The organism is Spirosoma fluminis (genome assembly GCF_054778895.1).
Genome location: NZ_BAAGZD010000011.1, coordinates 44,108 through 60,536 on the forward strand (window position 1 = coordinate 44,108; position 16,429 = coordinate 60,536).

Annotated in this window: 11 protein-coding genes; 4 read left to right on the forward strand and 7 right to left on the reverse strand. The window is 50.5% G+C overall.

The window, feature by feature from the left end:
* Window positions 1–33 precede the first annotated feature (33 nt).
* From ACYVBJ_RS14420 to ACYVBJ_RS14435, 4 genes are all read left to right on the forward strand, one after another.
* A complete protein-coding gene (locus ACYVBJ_RS14420) occupies window positions 34–3,000 on the forward strand; it encodes a hybrid sensor histidine kinase/response regulator transcription factor (protein ID WP_460983010.1) in 2,967 nt (988 codons plus the stop codon).
* A 169-nt stretch (window positions 3,001–3,169) separates the two neighbouring features.
* The gene (locus ACYVBJ_RS14425) at window positions 3,170–4,078 is read left to right on the forward strand and encodes an alpha/beta hydrolase (protein WP_460983011.1); all 909 of its coding nucleotides are present in this window, start codon (window positions 3,170–3,172) and stop codon (window positions 4,076–4,078) included.
* A gap of 695 nt (window positions 4,079–4,773) precedes the next feature.
* The gene (locus ACYVBJ_RS14430; RefSeq protein WP_460983012.1) at window positions 4,774–5,748 is read left to right on the forward strand and encodes a cytochrome-c peroxidase; all 975 of its coding nucleotides are present in this window, start codon (window positions 4,774–4,776) and stop codon (window positions 5,746–5,748) included.
* Between the two features lie 24 nt (window positions 5,749–5,772).
* Window positions 5,773–8,685 (forward strand): hybrid sensor histidine kinase/response regulator transcription factor, encoded by a 2,913-nt coding sequence (locus ACYVBJ_RS14435; RefSeq protein WP_460983013.1) that lies wholly within the window; start codon window positions 5,773–5,775, stop codon window positions 8,683–8,685.
* A 317-nt stretch (window positions 8,686–9,002) separates the two neighbouring features.
* Here ACYVBJ_RS14435 and ACYVBJ_RS14440 read toward each other — a convergent pair whose 3' ends face one another.
* From ACYVBJ_RS14440 to ACYVBJ_RS14470, 7 genes are all read right to left on the reverse strand, one after another.
* A complete protein-coding gene (locus ACYVBJ_RS14440; RefSeq protein ID WP_460983014.1) occupies window positions 9,003–11,687 on the reverse strand; it encodes a TonB-dependent receptor in 2,685 nt (894 codons plus the stop codon).
* A gap of 380 nt (window positions 11,688–12,067) precedes the next feature.
* Window positions 12,068–12,325 carry a hypothetical protein gene (locus tag ACYVBJ_RS14445; RefSeq protein WP_460983015.1) on the reverse strand — a complete coding sequence of 86 codons (258 nt, stop codon included), beginning with the start codon at window positions 12,323–12,325 and terminating at the stop codon, window positions 12,068–12,070.
* A 37-nt stretch (window positions 12,326–12,362) separates the two neighbouring features.
* Complete coding sequence (locus ACYVBJ_RS14450) at window positions 12,363–12,764, reverse strand: hypothetical protein (protein WP_460983016.1); 402 nt, start codon at window positions 12,762–12,764, stop codon at window positions 12,363–12,365.
* A gap of 43 nt (window positions 12,765–12,807) precedes the next feature.
* Entirely contained in the window at window positions 12,808–13,851 is a 1,044-nt protein-coding gene (locus ACYVBJ_RS14455; protein ID WP_460983017.1) for an AI-2E family transporter, read from the reverse strand.
* Between the two features lie 26 nt (window positions 13,852–13,877).
* Complete coding sequence (locus ACYVBJ_RS14460) at window positions 13,878–14,429, reverse strand: DUF421 domain-containing protein (RefSeq protein WP_460983018.1); 552 nt, start codon at window positions 14,427–14,429, stop codon at window positions 13,878–13,880.
* Window positions 14,426–15,400, reverse strand: a complete 975-nt coding sequence (locus ACYVBJ_RS14465) for a mechanosensitive ion channel family protein (RefSeq protein ID WP_460983019.1) — start codon at window positions 15,398–15,400, stop codon at window positions 14,426–14,428. Before ACYVBJ_RS14465 ends, ACYVBJ_RS14460 begins: the two co-directional genes overlap by 4 nt.
* A gap of 397 nt (window positions 15,401–15,797) precedes the next feature.
* Window positions 15,798–16,349 carry a hypothetical protein gene (locus tag ACYVBJ_RS14470; RefSeq protein ID WP_460983020.1) on the reverse strand — a complete coding sequence of 184 codons (552 nt, stop codon included), beginning with the start codon at window positions 16,347–16,349 and terminating at the stop codon, window positions 15,798–15,800.
* Window positions 16,350–16,429: the final 80 nt, after the last annotated feature.

Here is a 16,429-nt window from a genome sequence, read left to right on the forward strand (position 1 = left end):
AAACGACTTCTTTTCCATATCCTTATTGGCTGTATGAGCCTTACGCTAAGTAGAGGACAGGTTCGGCCAACCTCCTTGCCATTAACGCTCGACAGTTTACGTAAATACCCCTGTTGCGGCTACTCGCTACATCAAACGCCTGGCTGGTTATTTCACCCAGGACATGATGCTCAATGGGCCAATCCGACCTTTGATGACAAAAACTGGCTCCCCTCCCGCAGTGCGTTTGATATGCCGGATACTCCGCCCGGCTGGAACGGTGTCGGCTGGTTCAGGCGCCACATTCAGGTTGATTCGAGTCTGGTCGGGCTTGAACTCGCCATGCGCGTTGTCCAGCGAAGTGCATCGGAAATTTATCTGGACGGCCAGAAAATCGGTGGTTTTGGGAAGATCGGTGCCACGCCGGCAACCAATACCGACGTTCAGGTTCAGTATGATTTGCTCCCCTTCCGCTTCACCCGGCCCGGTGACCACATACTGGCCATTCGACTCTCCGCCCGACAACCGTATAATTCCCGGTCCATGTGGACTGAGCAGGGGTTCAGGCTGCAGATCGGTCTGCATGAAACCCTGACCGACCTGGTCGTTAGACTGGCCCGGATCTATACGTTTCCACTGGCATTGGCATTCGCCACCGGACTATTTGCCCTGTTGCACCTGATCCTGTTTATGGGCAACCCACGCCAGCGTTCCAATCTGTATTACAGCGGCTGGTTAATGCTGTCTACAGTAGACTCGGTCTGCGCCCATTTAGATTTTACGCTCCGTGATCCTCTCTGGCAAAATGCCGTAGGTTACCTGGCTATGTTCGTTAATTTTTCGCTGGCCGTTACTTCCGTGGCCTTTATTTATTCAGTTGGTTATGGCAGACAACCCCGGCGAATCTGGGCATTCGTTGGGCTGGCCGTCCTGCTTGTCGCTTATGGGCTGCTGAATCCGTTGGTACCCCTTTTTTTACTATTATTTGGGTTCCTGTTCTTCTGTACTCTGGAAGTGGCCCGGGTCGTTTTGCTGGCCATCCTTCGCCGACAGCCCGGGGTGTGGCTAATTGGTGTAGGTATAATTGCGGTAACAATCGTGTTTTTCACCGGACCCGCCGATCAATTTGACCTTTGGCATACGGTTAACCGAGTGAATGATCTGTATAATTCGACCCTGTATACAACATTCGGTTATCTGATATTACCGTTGTGTACGTCGATTTATCTTGCCCAGGAGCTCGCCCGCACTAATCGGAATCTGGCGGCACAACTCCAGCAGGTTCAAGACCTATCGGCAAAAAATATGGCTCAGGAAGCGGAAAAGCTCCATTTGGTGGCCCAGCAGAATGAGCAATTAGAACGAACCGTACAGGAACGTACTGAACAGCTCCAGCAGCAGGCCGACAAACTTCGCGAGATGGACCGGGTCAAGTCTCGTTTTTTCACCAACCTGACCCACGAATTCCGTACCCCCCTGACCTTGATGCTGGGCCCTGCCGAACAGGTGCTGGCCCAAACCAAGGAACCTACCACCAAACAGCAGGTTGGACTCTTACAACGTAACGCCCAGCGCTTACTCCGGCTCATCAATCAACTGCTGGAATTAAGCAAACTGGAAGCCGGTAAAGCTGAACTCACGCTGGCACCCGGTGATCTGGTCATGCTGGTTCAGGGTACGCTCCACTCGTTCGAGTCACTGGCTCGTCAACAACGTATCACTCTGCATTTTTTGTCAAACCGCGATCAACTGGTGATTGCCATGGACCGTGCAAAATTGGAAAATATATTATATAATTTGTTTTCCAACGCGCTGAAATTCACCCCTGTCGATGGCAACGTATCAGTTAATCTAACGCATCAAAACGAGCAGAATCAGGATTGGGTCGAGTTAGAGGTTGCTGATACGGGTATCGGCATTAGAGCCGCAAAACTTCCTTATGTGTTTGATCGCTTTTATCAGGTCGATGCGTCGGATACCCGCGAGCAGGAGGGGACCGGCATTGGACTAGCGCTCACCAAAGAATTGGTCGAATTGCACGGCGGTACCATTCAGATTGCCAGCCAGGAAGGTATGGGTACAAGTGTCATCGTTCAGTTGCCGGTACGTCAAGAACAAGCAATTGCGACGGTAGAAACACCACTGGAAGGAACTGGTACAGCATCTCCTGATTTTACCCTAACCACGTTGGCGCATCCGGAAACTAAACAACCGGAAGGGGACGAATCGGCGACCGAGAACCCTACGGTGTTACTCATTGAGGATAATGAGGAGGTACGTGCTTTTATTCGCACCTCGTTGGGCGATAGCTATCGTATCCTGGAAGCGGGCAATGGCGAGGAAGGTACCCAACTGGCGTGGGAGCACATACCCGATCTGATCATCACGGACTTAATGATGCCTCGTCTGGACGGCTATAAGGCGTGTACTATCCTCAAACAGGACGAACGTACCAGTCATATTCCCATCATTATGCTGACAGCCCGGGCCGATTTAGAGAGTAAGATAGAAGGACTCCAAACCGGTGCCGATAGTTATTTGGCTAAACCTTTCCACCAACGGGAATTACTGGCACAGATCACTAATCTACTCCTGGTACGTCGACAATTGCGCGAGCGGTACAGCCAGGTCACGCTTGATAAACAAACAGTTTGGCCTTCTGAAACCAGTTCGGTGCCATCCATGGAGCAAGCCTTTTTAAGCCGGGTTCGGGTTGCTCTGGAAACCCATCTGGACGATGAGCAATACAGTGTGGATCGCCTGTGTGAGGAGGTCGGTCTGGGACGTACCCAACTCCACCGCAAACTCAAAGCGCTCATCAATCAGACGCCCGGCGATCTACTACGTGTCCTGCGGCTTCAGCGCGCGCATGAGCTGTTACGAGGAAACGTGAGTACGGTAGCCGAAGTGGCCTACAGCGTGGGATTCGGTAATCCGGCCAACTTCTCCACCAGCTTTTCCCGTCATTTTGGCTATCCACCCAGCGAGTTGCGTAAAAAAGCAGGAATCTTGAAAGACTAGTGAACATTTTCAAACACATATGACAGAAACGCAAACGGGGTTGAGGAACAGGTGACTTGTTTTGCCTATCGCTTCTGAATCGCTTGATAGGATTCGGTCGACGGTTAGCTAAGCCAATTCACAAACTCTTAACACGTCTGCTTCAATGTCCTGTTTTTCTACTTACTCCATGAACCGCCTAATCGTCATTCTATTGCCCGCGCTGCTGTCGGGGTCGCTTACTGCATTGGCCCAGCAGGGGCTCCCGACCGCTGAGCAACTGCGGGCTCGTATGTTGAAAAACAATCCCGTTCAAGAACCCTTACCGGACGTATTTAAAACCGAGGTCCGAACGATCTGGACGGGCCCCGATTCAATCCGAATTCAGATTTATTACCCCAATTCGGAGAAAAACCTGCCCATTTTGTATAGCATTCACGGAGGTGCGTTTATCTTGAGCGCCTTAGATGGTCCGGCTGCTCGGGTTCTTTGTAATCGGACAAAGTCCATCGTCGTTTCGGTCGATTATCGGGTGGCTCCTGAACACCCGTTCCCCGCTTCCATTGATGACTGTTATGCAGCTTGGAACTGGGTCGTTGATCATGCGCAGGCATTGGGCGGAAATCCGCAAAAGATTAGCCTGATCGGCGATAGTGCGGGTGGTTTGTTTGTGGGCTCTTTGCAGGTAAAACGGCAGCAGCAGGGGCGGCCTGCTAAACCCTTATCCATAGTATTTGTCAATCCGGGCATCGATTTGCGGCCCACCGCAGCCGGTTTGGAAGAATACGGCTTAGTCAGCAGCTGGTATCGTAACGGGGCTGATCCGACTAACCCTTTAGTATCCCCGATCCTGAACGAGCACTTCGCCGACTACCCTCAAAGCCTCATCATTACCAGTGAGAAGGACGTTCTTAAACCGCATGGCCAACTGCTGGCCGATAAACTGAAAGCCGCTGGGGTACCCAATCAGCACCTAGATCTACCGGATACCGATCACCTGGCGTGGTATTGGGGCAGTAGCTATCCCAAAGCACAGCCCGCTATGGAAGCGGTCGTCAGCTTTTTAAACAAAGTCAATATAGAGGCAGGAAAACCGTAATTCTGTGTCTGGTATGAACGGATAATAGGCAATGTTCAACCCATCCATTTCACTGATAGCCACCCGGCATAACCGGTGTTCAGCGTGGCTTTACCAGCTATATTGTTCGTTTCTTCATTAGAAACTATTTAACTTTTTATTCGAGAGCGGTTTTTGTTATTCTTTCAAAGGTTTAAAACAGCCTCTTCATTATTCATACTACGTCAGCCATTATTCGTTCCTTTCTGTAACGAATTCAAACACCTTTGCAACGCGCGCAAATATGAAAATAAAACGTAATGATGTGGTTTGCAAAGTCGAACCAAAACCCCGTTACGTTTTATGAATAATGTCGTCTGTTTCTCACTGATTAGCCTAGCATTAGCGCTCATTTCGTTCATCCAACTACCTGACCCGTTGGTAGGTCGGTGGCAGCATAAATCGTCGGATGGAACTTCTGTAGTGACGGTTTTCCGGGCCGATGGCACCAATGATATCTTTATCAATGGCAAAACCTTTGTCAGCGGCAAGTACTACGTTCGCCAAGACACACTTCTATATGCTGATCCCATTTGTAATATGGCTTATTTCGGTACGTACAAGCTTGATTTCTTCGCTCAAGACTCCGTTCGGTTAACTGTTCTTGCGGATACGTGTGGGGGACGACGGAGAGGTTTCAATCAAATAAGATTAGGCCGGGTAAAGATATCGAAACCATGAAAACGTATCTATCCCTACTAACGGCACTCTTAGGGATCAGTTTAGTTGTAACTGCTTTCACTACTGACGAGCCGACAGACAAAGCAACCCTCGGCAAACGGCTGTTTTTCGATCCAATCCTATCGCGAAACCGCACCATTAGTTGCGCCAGTTGCCACCGGGAAGAATTTGCCTTTGCCGATACGTCGGCGGTGAGTCTGGGCGTGTTTGGTCGCCAGGGGAAACGTAATACGCCTTCTGCCATGAACGTACTATTACAGACCAGCTTCTTCTGGGATGGTCGGGCCGCTACCTTGGAAGAGCAGGCGTTGATTCCTGTCGCCAATCCCGATGAAATGGATTTGCCCATCGACGTAGCGGTGAAACGCCTGAATAAGAGCAAGACGTACCGGGCCTACTTCAAGCAGGCATTTGGCGAGCTGCCGACCAGCACGAATCTGGCCAAAGCCCTGACTGCGTTTCAACAAACGCTGGAATCCCCGGAAACTCCGTTTGATGACTGGCGCATGAACGACAATGAAGCTGCGGTGTGTGAATCGGCCAAACGTGGGTTTGCGCTCTTCAATGGAAAAGCGAACTGCGTGCAGTGTCATTTTGGGGCCAATTTTAACAATTCAGAATTTCGGAACATCGGTCTGTTCGACGGTAGAATGCTAACCGACAGTGGGCGAGCCGCGATTACGAAAAAAGCTGTTGATCTAGGCAAATTTAAAATCGGTCCGCTACGGAACGTAGCATTGACAGCGCCTTACATGCACAACGGCATGTTTAAAACGCTAGCTCAAGTCATTGATTATTACAATGACCCCGACCAGGTTGTCGCTAACTCAATAAACCGGGACCCACTATTAAACAAGCCATTGGGGCTAACCGATCAGGAGAAAAAAGATCTGGAGGCTTTTCTGCGGTCTTTAACGGACAAACGCTTTGTGAGCCGTGTAAACCAGGAGGGATCATCGAATCGGCAGTAGTTCGTAAATCCGCTATCTTCCACTATGAAACGGATTGGCACCCTTACAATTGGACTGATTTTTTGCAGTCTGCTCATTCAGGCGCAACCTCAGCCCTTGCGCCTTATACTGGATAGCCTGGATCGAGATTTTAGGGGATACACTTTGCAATCGCACCGCTGGCAGTACCACGCAGGTGACGATCGGCGCTGGGCCAGCCCCTCCTTCGACGACCGGGATTGGATCTCCCATGGCACTGACTTTGATTTAAGTAACCCACCTGCTGATTGGAATGGCATTGGGTGGTTCCGATTGCATTTCAGCATCGATTCACTGCCGGTCGACAGCCTGCTGGCCATCCGGATCGACCAGGTGGGCGCATCGGAGGTATTTCTGGATGGACAACGAATCGGCAGGTTTGGCACCGTCGGCCAGTCGCCTAAGACCGGAACCGATTACTGTCCCAGTTTTGAACCTATTACGTTCAAGCTCGACCGGGCCGGGCCCCACCTGCTAGTGGTACGAATGGCCACGTTTCGGCCTTACGTAACCCGCTGGGCGCGTTATCGGCAGGGGTTTGCCAGTTGGCTGTCCTCCGCCGATCACATGACTGCCTACGTCGTTGGCATGATGCAAATATGGAGTATCAACTTAGTGTCGGTATTTACCCCCAGCCTGTTTGGCCTGCTGCATCTGTTTCTGTTTTTGGTTTATCCCACCCGCCGGTCCAACCTCTATTACAGCTTGTGGCTGGGGATGTTTGCGTGCGCGTCTACCTGTGTCTATTTCGACCGGCTGATCGCTAACCCCGTCGTCATTCAACAGGTTACCTACGGATTCTGGTTGGCCAACATCGGCATGGCACTCTCGTCAGTGGTATTTATCTATTCGGTCTGTTATTCCAAAGCCCCCCGGTGGGTCTGGGGGTTTTACGCCCTTGCTCTATTGCTGGTCGTGACGGTGCTTTTGATTCGAGGGGTTAATTCCGTGCCCTGGGTGTTTGGCTTCGAGTTTCTTTGCCTGCTCGAAGTGATGCGGGTAGTGCTAGGGGCCATGTTGCGTCGGCAGCCAGGCGTTTGGCTAATTGGGATGGGCCTGCTGGCGGTGGGCATCGCCATATTTATTGGTGCCAGTGATGTGCTCCATATCTGGCCCGACAATTCCTTGGCGCAGAATCTGTTTCTGACCGTTGGCTTTCTGACGCTCCCCTTATGTACGTCGCTGTATCTGGCACGGGATTTTGGGCAAACCAGCCGAAACCTCGAACGTCAGCTTCAACAGGTAGAAGACCTCTCTGCGCAAACGCGGGCTCAGGAAGCCGAAAAGCTCAAACTAATCGCTGGACAGAATGAACAACTGGAGCGAACCGTGCGCGAACGGACCGATCAGCTTCAGCGGCAAACCGACAAGTTGCAAGAACTGGATGCGTTTAAATCGCGCTTCTTCACCAACCTCACCCATGAATTCCGTACACCCCTCACCCTGATTCTCGGCCCCGCTGAACAAGTGCTGACACATACGGACGACCCTCAAACCAAACAACAGGTTGGCCTTATCCAACGAAACGGAAACCGGCTGCTGCGACTGATTAACCAACTACTCGACTTGAGTAAACTCGAAGCGGGTAAGATGAGCCTAACGCTCTCACCGGGTGATTTGGTCAGCCTGCTGTGTAGTACGTTGCAGTCGTTCGAGTCAATCGCTAATCAGAAAGGTGTCGTCCTTCTATTTAGGGCGACTCAGAAGCGACTGATTGTGCATTATGATCGCGACAAAGTAGAAAAAATCCTCTACAACCTGCTGTCCAACGCCATCAAGTTCACCTCAGCTGGTGGAACCGTCTCTCTATCCCTCACCAACGATGAAGCCATCCCCGAAGGCTGGATACAACTAAGTGTTCAGGATACGGGTGCCGGAATTCCAACGGCCAAACAGCCTTATATCTTCGACCGATTTTACCAGGCGGATGCTTCCGACACCCGTGAGCAGGAAGGTACGGGTATTGGGCTGGCGCTCACTAAAGAACTGGTTGACGTACACGGGGGCACCATTCACCTCAGCAGTCAGGAGGGAGTTGGAACGCTGGTCATTGTCTGCTTACCGATGCAGGCCTCATCGTCAATCGGAGCCGATGCTGAACAACCAAAATTGCTCGATCGGTCTACAACTTTTTCTGAGGATACCGTTTCTGAATCGGAAGATGCCCCACTGGTGCTACTTATTGAGGATAATGACGACGTGCGGGCGTTTATTCGTTCGTCGTTGAGTGGATCAGAATCCTGTCGCGTTATTGAGGCCTCAGACGGAGAAGCTGGGCTTCAACTGGCGCAGCAGCAAGTGCCTGATCTGGTGATTACTGACCTAATGATGCCCAGAATGGATGGGTACGCCGTCTGCAAGCGGCTGAAACAGGATGAACGTACTAGTCATATTCCGGTGATCATGCTGACGGCCCGCGCTGACCTGGACAGTAAACTGGAGGGCTTAGAAACCGGGGCGGATGCTTACCTGGCCAAGCCATTCAGTCAGCGTGAATTAACGGCTCACATTACGAACCTAATTGCGTTACGTCAGCAACTGCGTGAGCACTACAGCCGCGAAAGAGGATGGTTCATGAACGTCCCAGTATTACCTTCGATGGAGCGGGTTTTCATAGAGCGGGTCCGGACGGCCATCGACAATCACCTGGATGATGAACAGTATAGTGTCGAGCGATTGAGCAATGATGTGGGTTTGAGCCGCACTCAACTCCACCGCAAACTCAAAGCGTTGATCAACGAGGCTCCCGGCGATCTGATCCGCCTACTTCGATTGCAACGCGCCCACGAGTTGTTGAGTGCGAACGTAGGTACCGTTGCTGAGGTGGCTTATCAGGTCGGCTTCAGCAATCCTGCCAACTTTTCCACCAGCTTTTCCCGTCATTTCGGATACGCGCCCAGCGAGGTGAAAAATCGTTGAATTCAGCACAATAGTGTCTTGTTTACTTACCGTGCAACGAAAATTCGATACGCTGTTCATCGACGGAGCGTTACATGATTCCGTTCGCTTACTCCAAACGGGCTCATTATCTTTAACTGGTTGGACGACCCTGTCAGAACAGTGTGGCCTTTTGCACTAAGGGATCATGAGCAAGTCAGCGAAGATTCTCTCCAGAGGTCCGCTATTCGACCCAGGATAGTTAAGGTTCCTCAAACAGGGCGAAGCTTGCATCTATCGATCTTATTTTTGCCCGCTTTCATTATCAGCTCACCTGGCTATTTCTTTAGGGAGAATGCTTAGTACTCAATGTCACCCGGTGAATTGTCGTTCTCCTGTTCTTCCTTCTGCCGGCTGGTTTCCTTCACGATCTTCCGATTCAGACGGTAGGTGAACCCGATAAAACCAATCCGACTTTCGCGTTTCCCTAGGGTACTGGCGAGAAAGTTTGGCCCGAAACTATCGTTTTGAAACTGTAGTGTATTGAATATATCGCTGACCCGGAAATTAAGGGTTCCCCGCCCTTTTAGAATATCCTGTTTGATGCCAGCATCCACGTTGAAAAAGCTGTTTATCGTGCCCTGAGCCACAATGAAGGGCGATCGATAATTGACCGCTACCTGGATGGCCGTTCCTCGTTTGGGGCGAAGGTCGGTCGTGATACGCCCTGTCCAGCTTCGATTGGTTCGGGTCAGCACGCCCGGCACATTGGCGCTGGCCTGAATGGAGCGTTGAAAAAACGTAAACGTACCATTTACTTTCCACCAGTCGGTAATGTCCTGATTGGCCACTACTTCCAGCCCGTAGTTCTGCGAACGATTTAAGTTCAGCGACGTTTGCTCGGTAATGCCGTCATTGCGCAGGGTCCGGTAGCTGGTTATTTCATTATTGGTCTGCCGAAAGAACAGCGAGGTATTGAGCGAGGTCGATTTTCCATTCCAGAGATAACTCATCTCAAATGAATTAATCAGTTCGGGGCTGAGCAGCGGATTCCCAAACCGGATATTCAGCGGGTCCGAGAGGTCAACAAACGGATTGAGCGACCGAACGGAAGGGCGATTGATCCGTCGGGTATAATTGAGTTGTAGCTTCTGTTCTTGACTCAGGCTGTAGTTAATAAATGCACTGGGAAACAGATAGATGTAATCGCGCTGGTTTTGCTGTCCGGTTGTTCGCTGATCCGTCAGGATGGTTGTGTATTCGGTTCGCAGCCCCGCCTGGTAACTAAACTTTTTGAGTTCATTGCCAAAGTTGACGTAAGCCGCGCTGGTCTGTTCGTTGTAAATAAAATTATTACTGATGTTGGGGTTCACTACCCAGCCATCGTCTAGCAGGTTCTCGAAAACGTAATCAGCACCCAGCCGACGATACGTATATTTCAAGCCTGTCTCCAGGCGTTGCTTCCGTTTCAGCGGCTCTATAAAGTCGGTCTGTAAGACGCCCACCCGGTTGTTCTGAAAATTACTGGCTCGTTGCCGGCCAATCAGAAAATTAGGAGTCAGCAAATTTTCGGGTAGGGTTGTCGAGTTGGTAAACAGTTGATTTTCCGTTCCCCGGTTGGTCGACAAAGTTGCATCGAACGTTAACTCGCGTCCTTTTTTTGCAAAGTTCCGACGGTAGCCAAAGGTGTAGTCCAGGCCGCGTTCAGGTTCCCGCTCCTCGGTCGAACGGCGGGTTATTCCCAGCGATTCTCGACGGGCATCCTGCGTATTGAAGACCTCAAACTCGGAGTCGTAACTGTATCGGGGTCGGTACAGGGTCGACAGGGTGATGTTATCGCGGCCGGATAAGGCATAATCAAAACCCAGGCGCAGATTATTGCTGGCGTTCCGGCGAATGGCATCATTACGCTGGGATAAATAGCTTGTTGAGTCGTCAAACAGGTTTTTCCGATCCGAAATGCGGTACTGGAACCGCCGGTAATCCCGAAAATTATAACTACCGAACAGATTGAGTTTTTTGAAACGGGCATTCAGGTTGACCGACGCGTTGTATTTGTCGCGGGTGCCTACATTAAGCTGTATGTTTCCGTTGAAACCAGACGCCTGTTCTTTTTTAAGAATGATGTTAATAATTCCCGCAGCGCCGTCGGCATCGTAACGCGAAGACGGATTGGTGATGATTTCTACGCGTTCGATGTTACTGGCCGGAATCTGGTCCAGAATGGCCTGCCGGTCGAGGCCCGTCAACCCCGATGGCTTACCGTCGACCAGCACAATCACGTTGCTACTACCCCGCAGGCTAAGCGTTCCGTCAACATCGACCGTTACCGAGGGTACGTTCTGTAAAATATCGAGGGCTGACCCGCCCTGGGCAATCGGTAGCTGATCCGCATTAACAATTTTGCGGTCGAGCGAATATTCATAAGCCTGGCGCTGGCCCTGGACCACCACCTCCTGAAGCTGCGTTGAGGTTTCGGTAAGCAGGATGTCACCCAGGTTCACCGTTGCGCTGGACGTGCCGATTGTAATACGAGGTATACGTTTGGGGGCATAGCCAAGACTTTGAACCAGCGCATAATAAGTACCGGGTGCCAGATTGCTGATGATAAAAAAGCCTTTCTCGTCAGTAAGACTACCGGTAACCGAACTGGAGTCACTGATCCGGAACAGACCAATACTGGCAAAGGCAACGGCCTGGTTTTTGGTCGCCTGCTTAGCCATTAACCGGCCTTTCAGGGTCCCTATGGCTTCGCTGGCCTGTGTTGTAATGGCTCCACCCGGAGCCGTCTGCGTACTTTCTGATAAGGTGTTGGCGGTATCCGAAGGCTGGCTGAGCGATGAACGACCTGCCGCGTTGGGTTGGTCGGTGCTATCAGGTTGCAGTGTGGCGGACGGCGCTGTTGCGACAGGACGTGTTGTGTCCGGCTGCATGCCTAAGCCACGAAGTACAGATTCCGCGGCAGGGGCTGGTTGCTGTGCACTTACTTTACCGGGAAGAAGATTAGCAACGATAAGTATTGAGAATAAACGTATGGATTTCATTCGAAAAGAGTTGGATAAGATTCCAGGCCGATCCATCAGAGCGGGAACTAGACCCATCTGAATTAAGCCTGCTGAATTTCTGATTTAGGTAAGAGTTGATCATAGCTTACTTACGAATAATAAAATAGAAGTTTAAAAAACTGTGTAGTTATTGATTGATTAATAGGTATTTATCAAAGTTGCGATATTCATTTTAGAATCGGCTTAAGCTAATCTTAGAATCCCCTTAGAAGCAAGCAACACGTTGATGCTGTATTGATCCGGAACTTCTGATTGGTTAAAATCAGGACAGATTGGGGGATGAAAAAAGCGGTGGTTCACCCAAATCAGGTGAACCACCGCTTTGCTTGTAGTTAACGCTCTGTTCGAACGCACTACGTTCAGTTATAGGCAGGCTTGTCGATATCCGGTTTGTCGTTCGGGTTTCGATTCGGATTCATTACCCGAACGTTTTCCCCGGGCTCGTCCGGCCCATCCATGTATTTGTCTTCCAGGTCATCCTTTGGTAGAGTCGGTAAATCCTCCTTCGGTACTTCGCTGCCTACGCCACTATGCCCTTCGGCCGACTGATTTTCCAGTCCATCGGGCGAAATGGCTTTCTTCGCCCGGATAATGTCTTCTCGGTCTTCGCTTTCCATAATGATCTAAAGGTTAAATCTGATTGTGTTGGTTTCGTTATTTTTCGGTTGTCAGGATTGTTTGACCCGCTGGGTAAAGAATATCCGCATTGTCTTCAGCAGTGATAAAAACCTCTACGGGTTTGGCAACGGATGTCGCATTTAAGGTGGCCGCCAGCGATTTGCCGGATGGACTTAGCTGGCCTAGTTTTTTAACCGAATTATCGTTCTGCTTCATCCAGACCAGGTATGTGCCTTTCGCAGGCGTCAGACTTTTGGATTCGGCCAGATTCCGAACCCGTACTTCCAGCGCATAATTCTCATTCTTGTCTTTCTTTACGTTTATGTTTCCACTCGCTGCCGGAACCACAGATGAGTTGGTAAAGGATAATTTGGGCGTACACGCATTCAGCGCTACTGCGATGCATAAGCCTGTGGCTATTCGTTTGATTGTTTTCATTTCGTTGAGTTTTTTGTGATACATAAGTTAACTTGAAAATGAATCAGGGTTTCTGTTCCAGTCGGTCTTTTACGTAAAGCTCCTCGACAACAACCAGCAGCACGGCAATCAGTGGAGACGCGAATAAGACACCTATCAGGCCGACCAGAATCCCCAGCAGCACCTGCCCAAAGAGCAGCAGCGCGGGCGGTACAGAAACAAATCGCTTATCGAGCAAAGGCGTCAGAATGTACCCTTCCAGCGACTGCACCCCCATATACAATGCGAAAACATAGATGACGTAATCGACACCCTGCGGTAAAGCGACCAGCAGGGCTGGTGCCATGGCGATGTAAGGGCCAAGATTTGGGATAAAGTTCAGTATCCCGGCCATGATGCCCAGCACAATGGGAAACGGAATTCCCAGCATGGCCAGCCCTGCTCCAGTCGCTACGCCCACCACCGTCATGGTGATGGAACGACTGATAAACCAGTTCTTGAGTGTCGTATAACATTGATCCATCACCCCCAGCAACCGGTCCCGGTATGCAGGATTGAACAGCCGGACAAACCCCTCGCGATAACTGCCGGGACTGAAAGCCAGGTAAATGCCCGTAATTATGACAATCAGAACGTTCACCAGTCCGCCGAGCGTTCCGGAAACGACACCCGTTACCTGCGACAGTACGCCCTTCCCCGGACCACCCGCTGATAGAAGCTGGCCAGGCTGCTCCGGAATTCCTTCCAGCATTTTTTTGCCCCATTCAGTTTGCGACAAATTCTGTTTAAGTCGATCAATCGACTGGGGCAAAGACTCCGCCAGTTGGTCGGCCTGTTCACTTACAGTGGGTGCTAACAGCCAGATACCCCCACCGATCAGGATGACGAACAGTACCAGAACCACCCCAACCGACCAACCATAGGGCAGGGATGTTTTGCGGTTAACGAAATGGCCTAGGCCACTAAGAACCACGGCAAACGTAATGCCGCCGAAGACCAGAAAGAAAAAACTGGCTGCATAGCCAATCAGCCAGAACAAAGCAGCAATCAGTAAACTGATAAAGGCGGCTGTAGCGACCCGACGAGAAAACGTAAACCTTCCTTCCATACTAATTCTGGATTTTATGCGATGCATTACTCACCCGCATCTGACCGCTGCACGTTTTGTAGACTGGTTGTCGGCTTTCCGCTGTTATCTTCAATCACCGTAAACGAACCATCAGTTTCCAGGACGACAGCCGTTACGTTGTCGGGACGAGAAGCGCCAGATCCGCGTATGGCGGCCAGAATTTCATCTTCGTTGACGCGCTGTTGACGCATGGCCTGCTTGAGATATTGTCCCTGATGAAACAACAGGGTTGGTTCGTCTTTAATAAACCGTTTGAACCGGGGCCAGCGTACCGACAGCCACGCCACAACGTACTGTAAGCCAACCAGCAACGCCAGGGCCGTCAGCCCATCCGCTACGCCGGTTTGCCGGGAAACGATAATGGTTGACAGCGTTGAGCCGAGCGCCACCGTCACGACCAGGTCAAACGCATTCATCTTTGAAAGCGTCCGTTTTCCTGAGATTTTCAGAATGGTCAGCAGCCCGGCGTAGGCCAGTATGCCCACCACTATAATCCGGCCGATGCTCTGCCAGCCCTTAAACAGCCAGTCGGCTAATGTTGTCAGTTCATCTGTCATACTTTCTGACCATCTGCGTTGGCAACGGTTTCACGTTTAGCGGGTGGCCGGGATAAAATGGCGGGGCCATCCGGCTGTTTTTCCAGTAACACCACCGAATGCGGGAACGGCATATCGATACCGGCTTCATCGAGGGCCAGCTTGATGCCGGTTACAACCTGATCGCTGACTTTCAATGCATTTGCCTGCTGGGACTCGACCCAGAAATAAACCGTCAGATTGACCGACGAACCCGCCAGCTCGGTAACGTACACCCAGGGAGCAGGCTCCTTCAATACGCCGTCGATTTCGTCAAGTACGCCGTGAATTACGCTGCGCGCTTCCTCAATCGAATCCGGGTAACCAATACCCACCACAAATTTTATTCGTCGCTTATTATAAGCCGTACGGACCAGCACCGAACTGGTGTACACGTCACCGTTAGGCAGAATGGCCCGTTCGCCATCATAAGTTTTCAGCCGGGTCGAGCGCATGTTAATTTCCTCAACGGTTCCCTCAAAATTATTGACTCTGATCTGATCGCCTACTTTGAAGGGCCGACGCCATAAAATCAGGATACCAGCAAAGAAATTCTGGAGAATATCTTTGAAGGCAAACCCAATGGCAACCGACGTAATGCCCAGACCGGCAATAATATCGCCCGGCTTGAAAGAAGGAAATACAACGACGCAGGTGGCCAGAAAACCGATAATCGTAATCAGTGTACTAACAATCCGGCTGACAAGATTGGCCAGCGTATCGTCGATGGAATGGCTCTGGACGGCTACTTTGTTGATGACATTTTTGACACCTTTCCCCAGCAGCCAGAACAGCAGAAATACGAACGCGCCAACAATAAGATACGGGAGCCGTTCAACGATTCCTTTCATGAAATCACGAACCGTATGCCAGAATAAAATTAAGGCATCATTGACGGTAAATGGAGGTTCGTTCACCTGTTGGGGCTGGAAAAAACTCCAGAGTAGCAGCATAACGTTAAGTGTAAATAAACTGTCCTGCTGATAGATCTATAAAGCAGACAGGACGAAATAAGCATGTAAATACTAACTCGAATTGGTATTCAGGTGGTCGTGATTTGCCAGCAACTATCCATCGCTGCTCTTTTAACTAAAAAAACCAGAAACTGTCCCGCAGTCGCACGTTTACCGAACCTGAATATGTATCATTCGTCGGTATATACAGATGTGCGGTAAGTACCCGGCTTAAGTTCTGCCGTTGGCTGGAACCGGAAATGGAACGACTGGGTTGCTGCGTCAAACGTAACGGTCTGTATGGCGTCGATAGAGATCATCCGTTTGCCCGACGGCACCGTAACCGTAGCCAGTGTCAGGGGCCTCGCTGGTGCGCTGCCCGAAACGGATTACTAGACTAATCTGTTAGAATGGGCATGGGTCTGTAAAACATCACCAGCGTACCTAACCGTTTATTTGGCCCCGTAACCGGTGCCGACAGTTCATACGGTTTTTTATTGTTGAAATACACGTCCTCCTGTTGCAGCAGATAGCCCGGAAAGCGGCTGGCAAATGCGATACCCTGATTTTTCTTATTGGTTGAGATTGTGACCTTCCCGGCCGGATCAATCAGTAATACTTCCTGAACTCCCCGGTCTTTAACCAGTGTGTTAAAATACTCGTTAATCTCACCTGGTTTGTTCTGTAGCATCGCGTTACGTACAGCCCAGACAAAGGTTTTCATCCCAAACATTAGTTGCTGGCGGTCGGTATTGAGTTGGTTTTCCTGTACAGTGGTCCGTAATTGACTACGCTGTTGCTCGGCTTCATTAGTCAACCGGATATTTCGGTAGAGCAGGTAGCCGATGCCCACTACTAGCAGCGCAATTACTCCGTACAGGATAAGCGTGAGTCGGGACGTAGGCGAAGGTATTATTGAACTGTGATTGGCATGTGTGTCGGCGGCCATAATTCAAGTAATTTAGTTAGGTATCTGCAGTCAGACGAGGTTGATTATCAGATTGTTCGCTGGCTGAATATTAGGTAAAC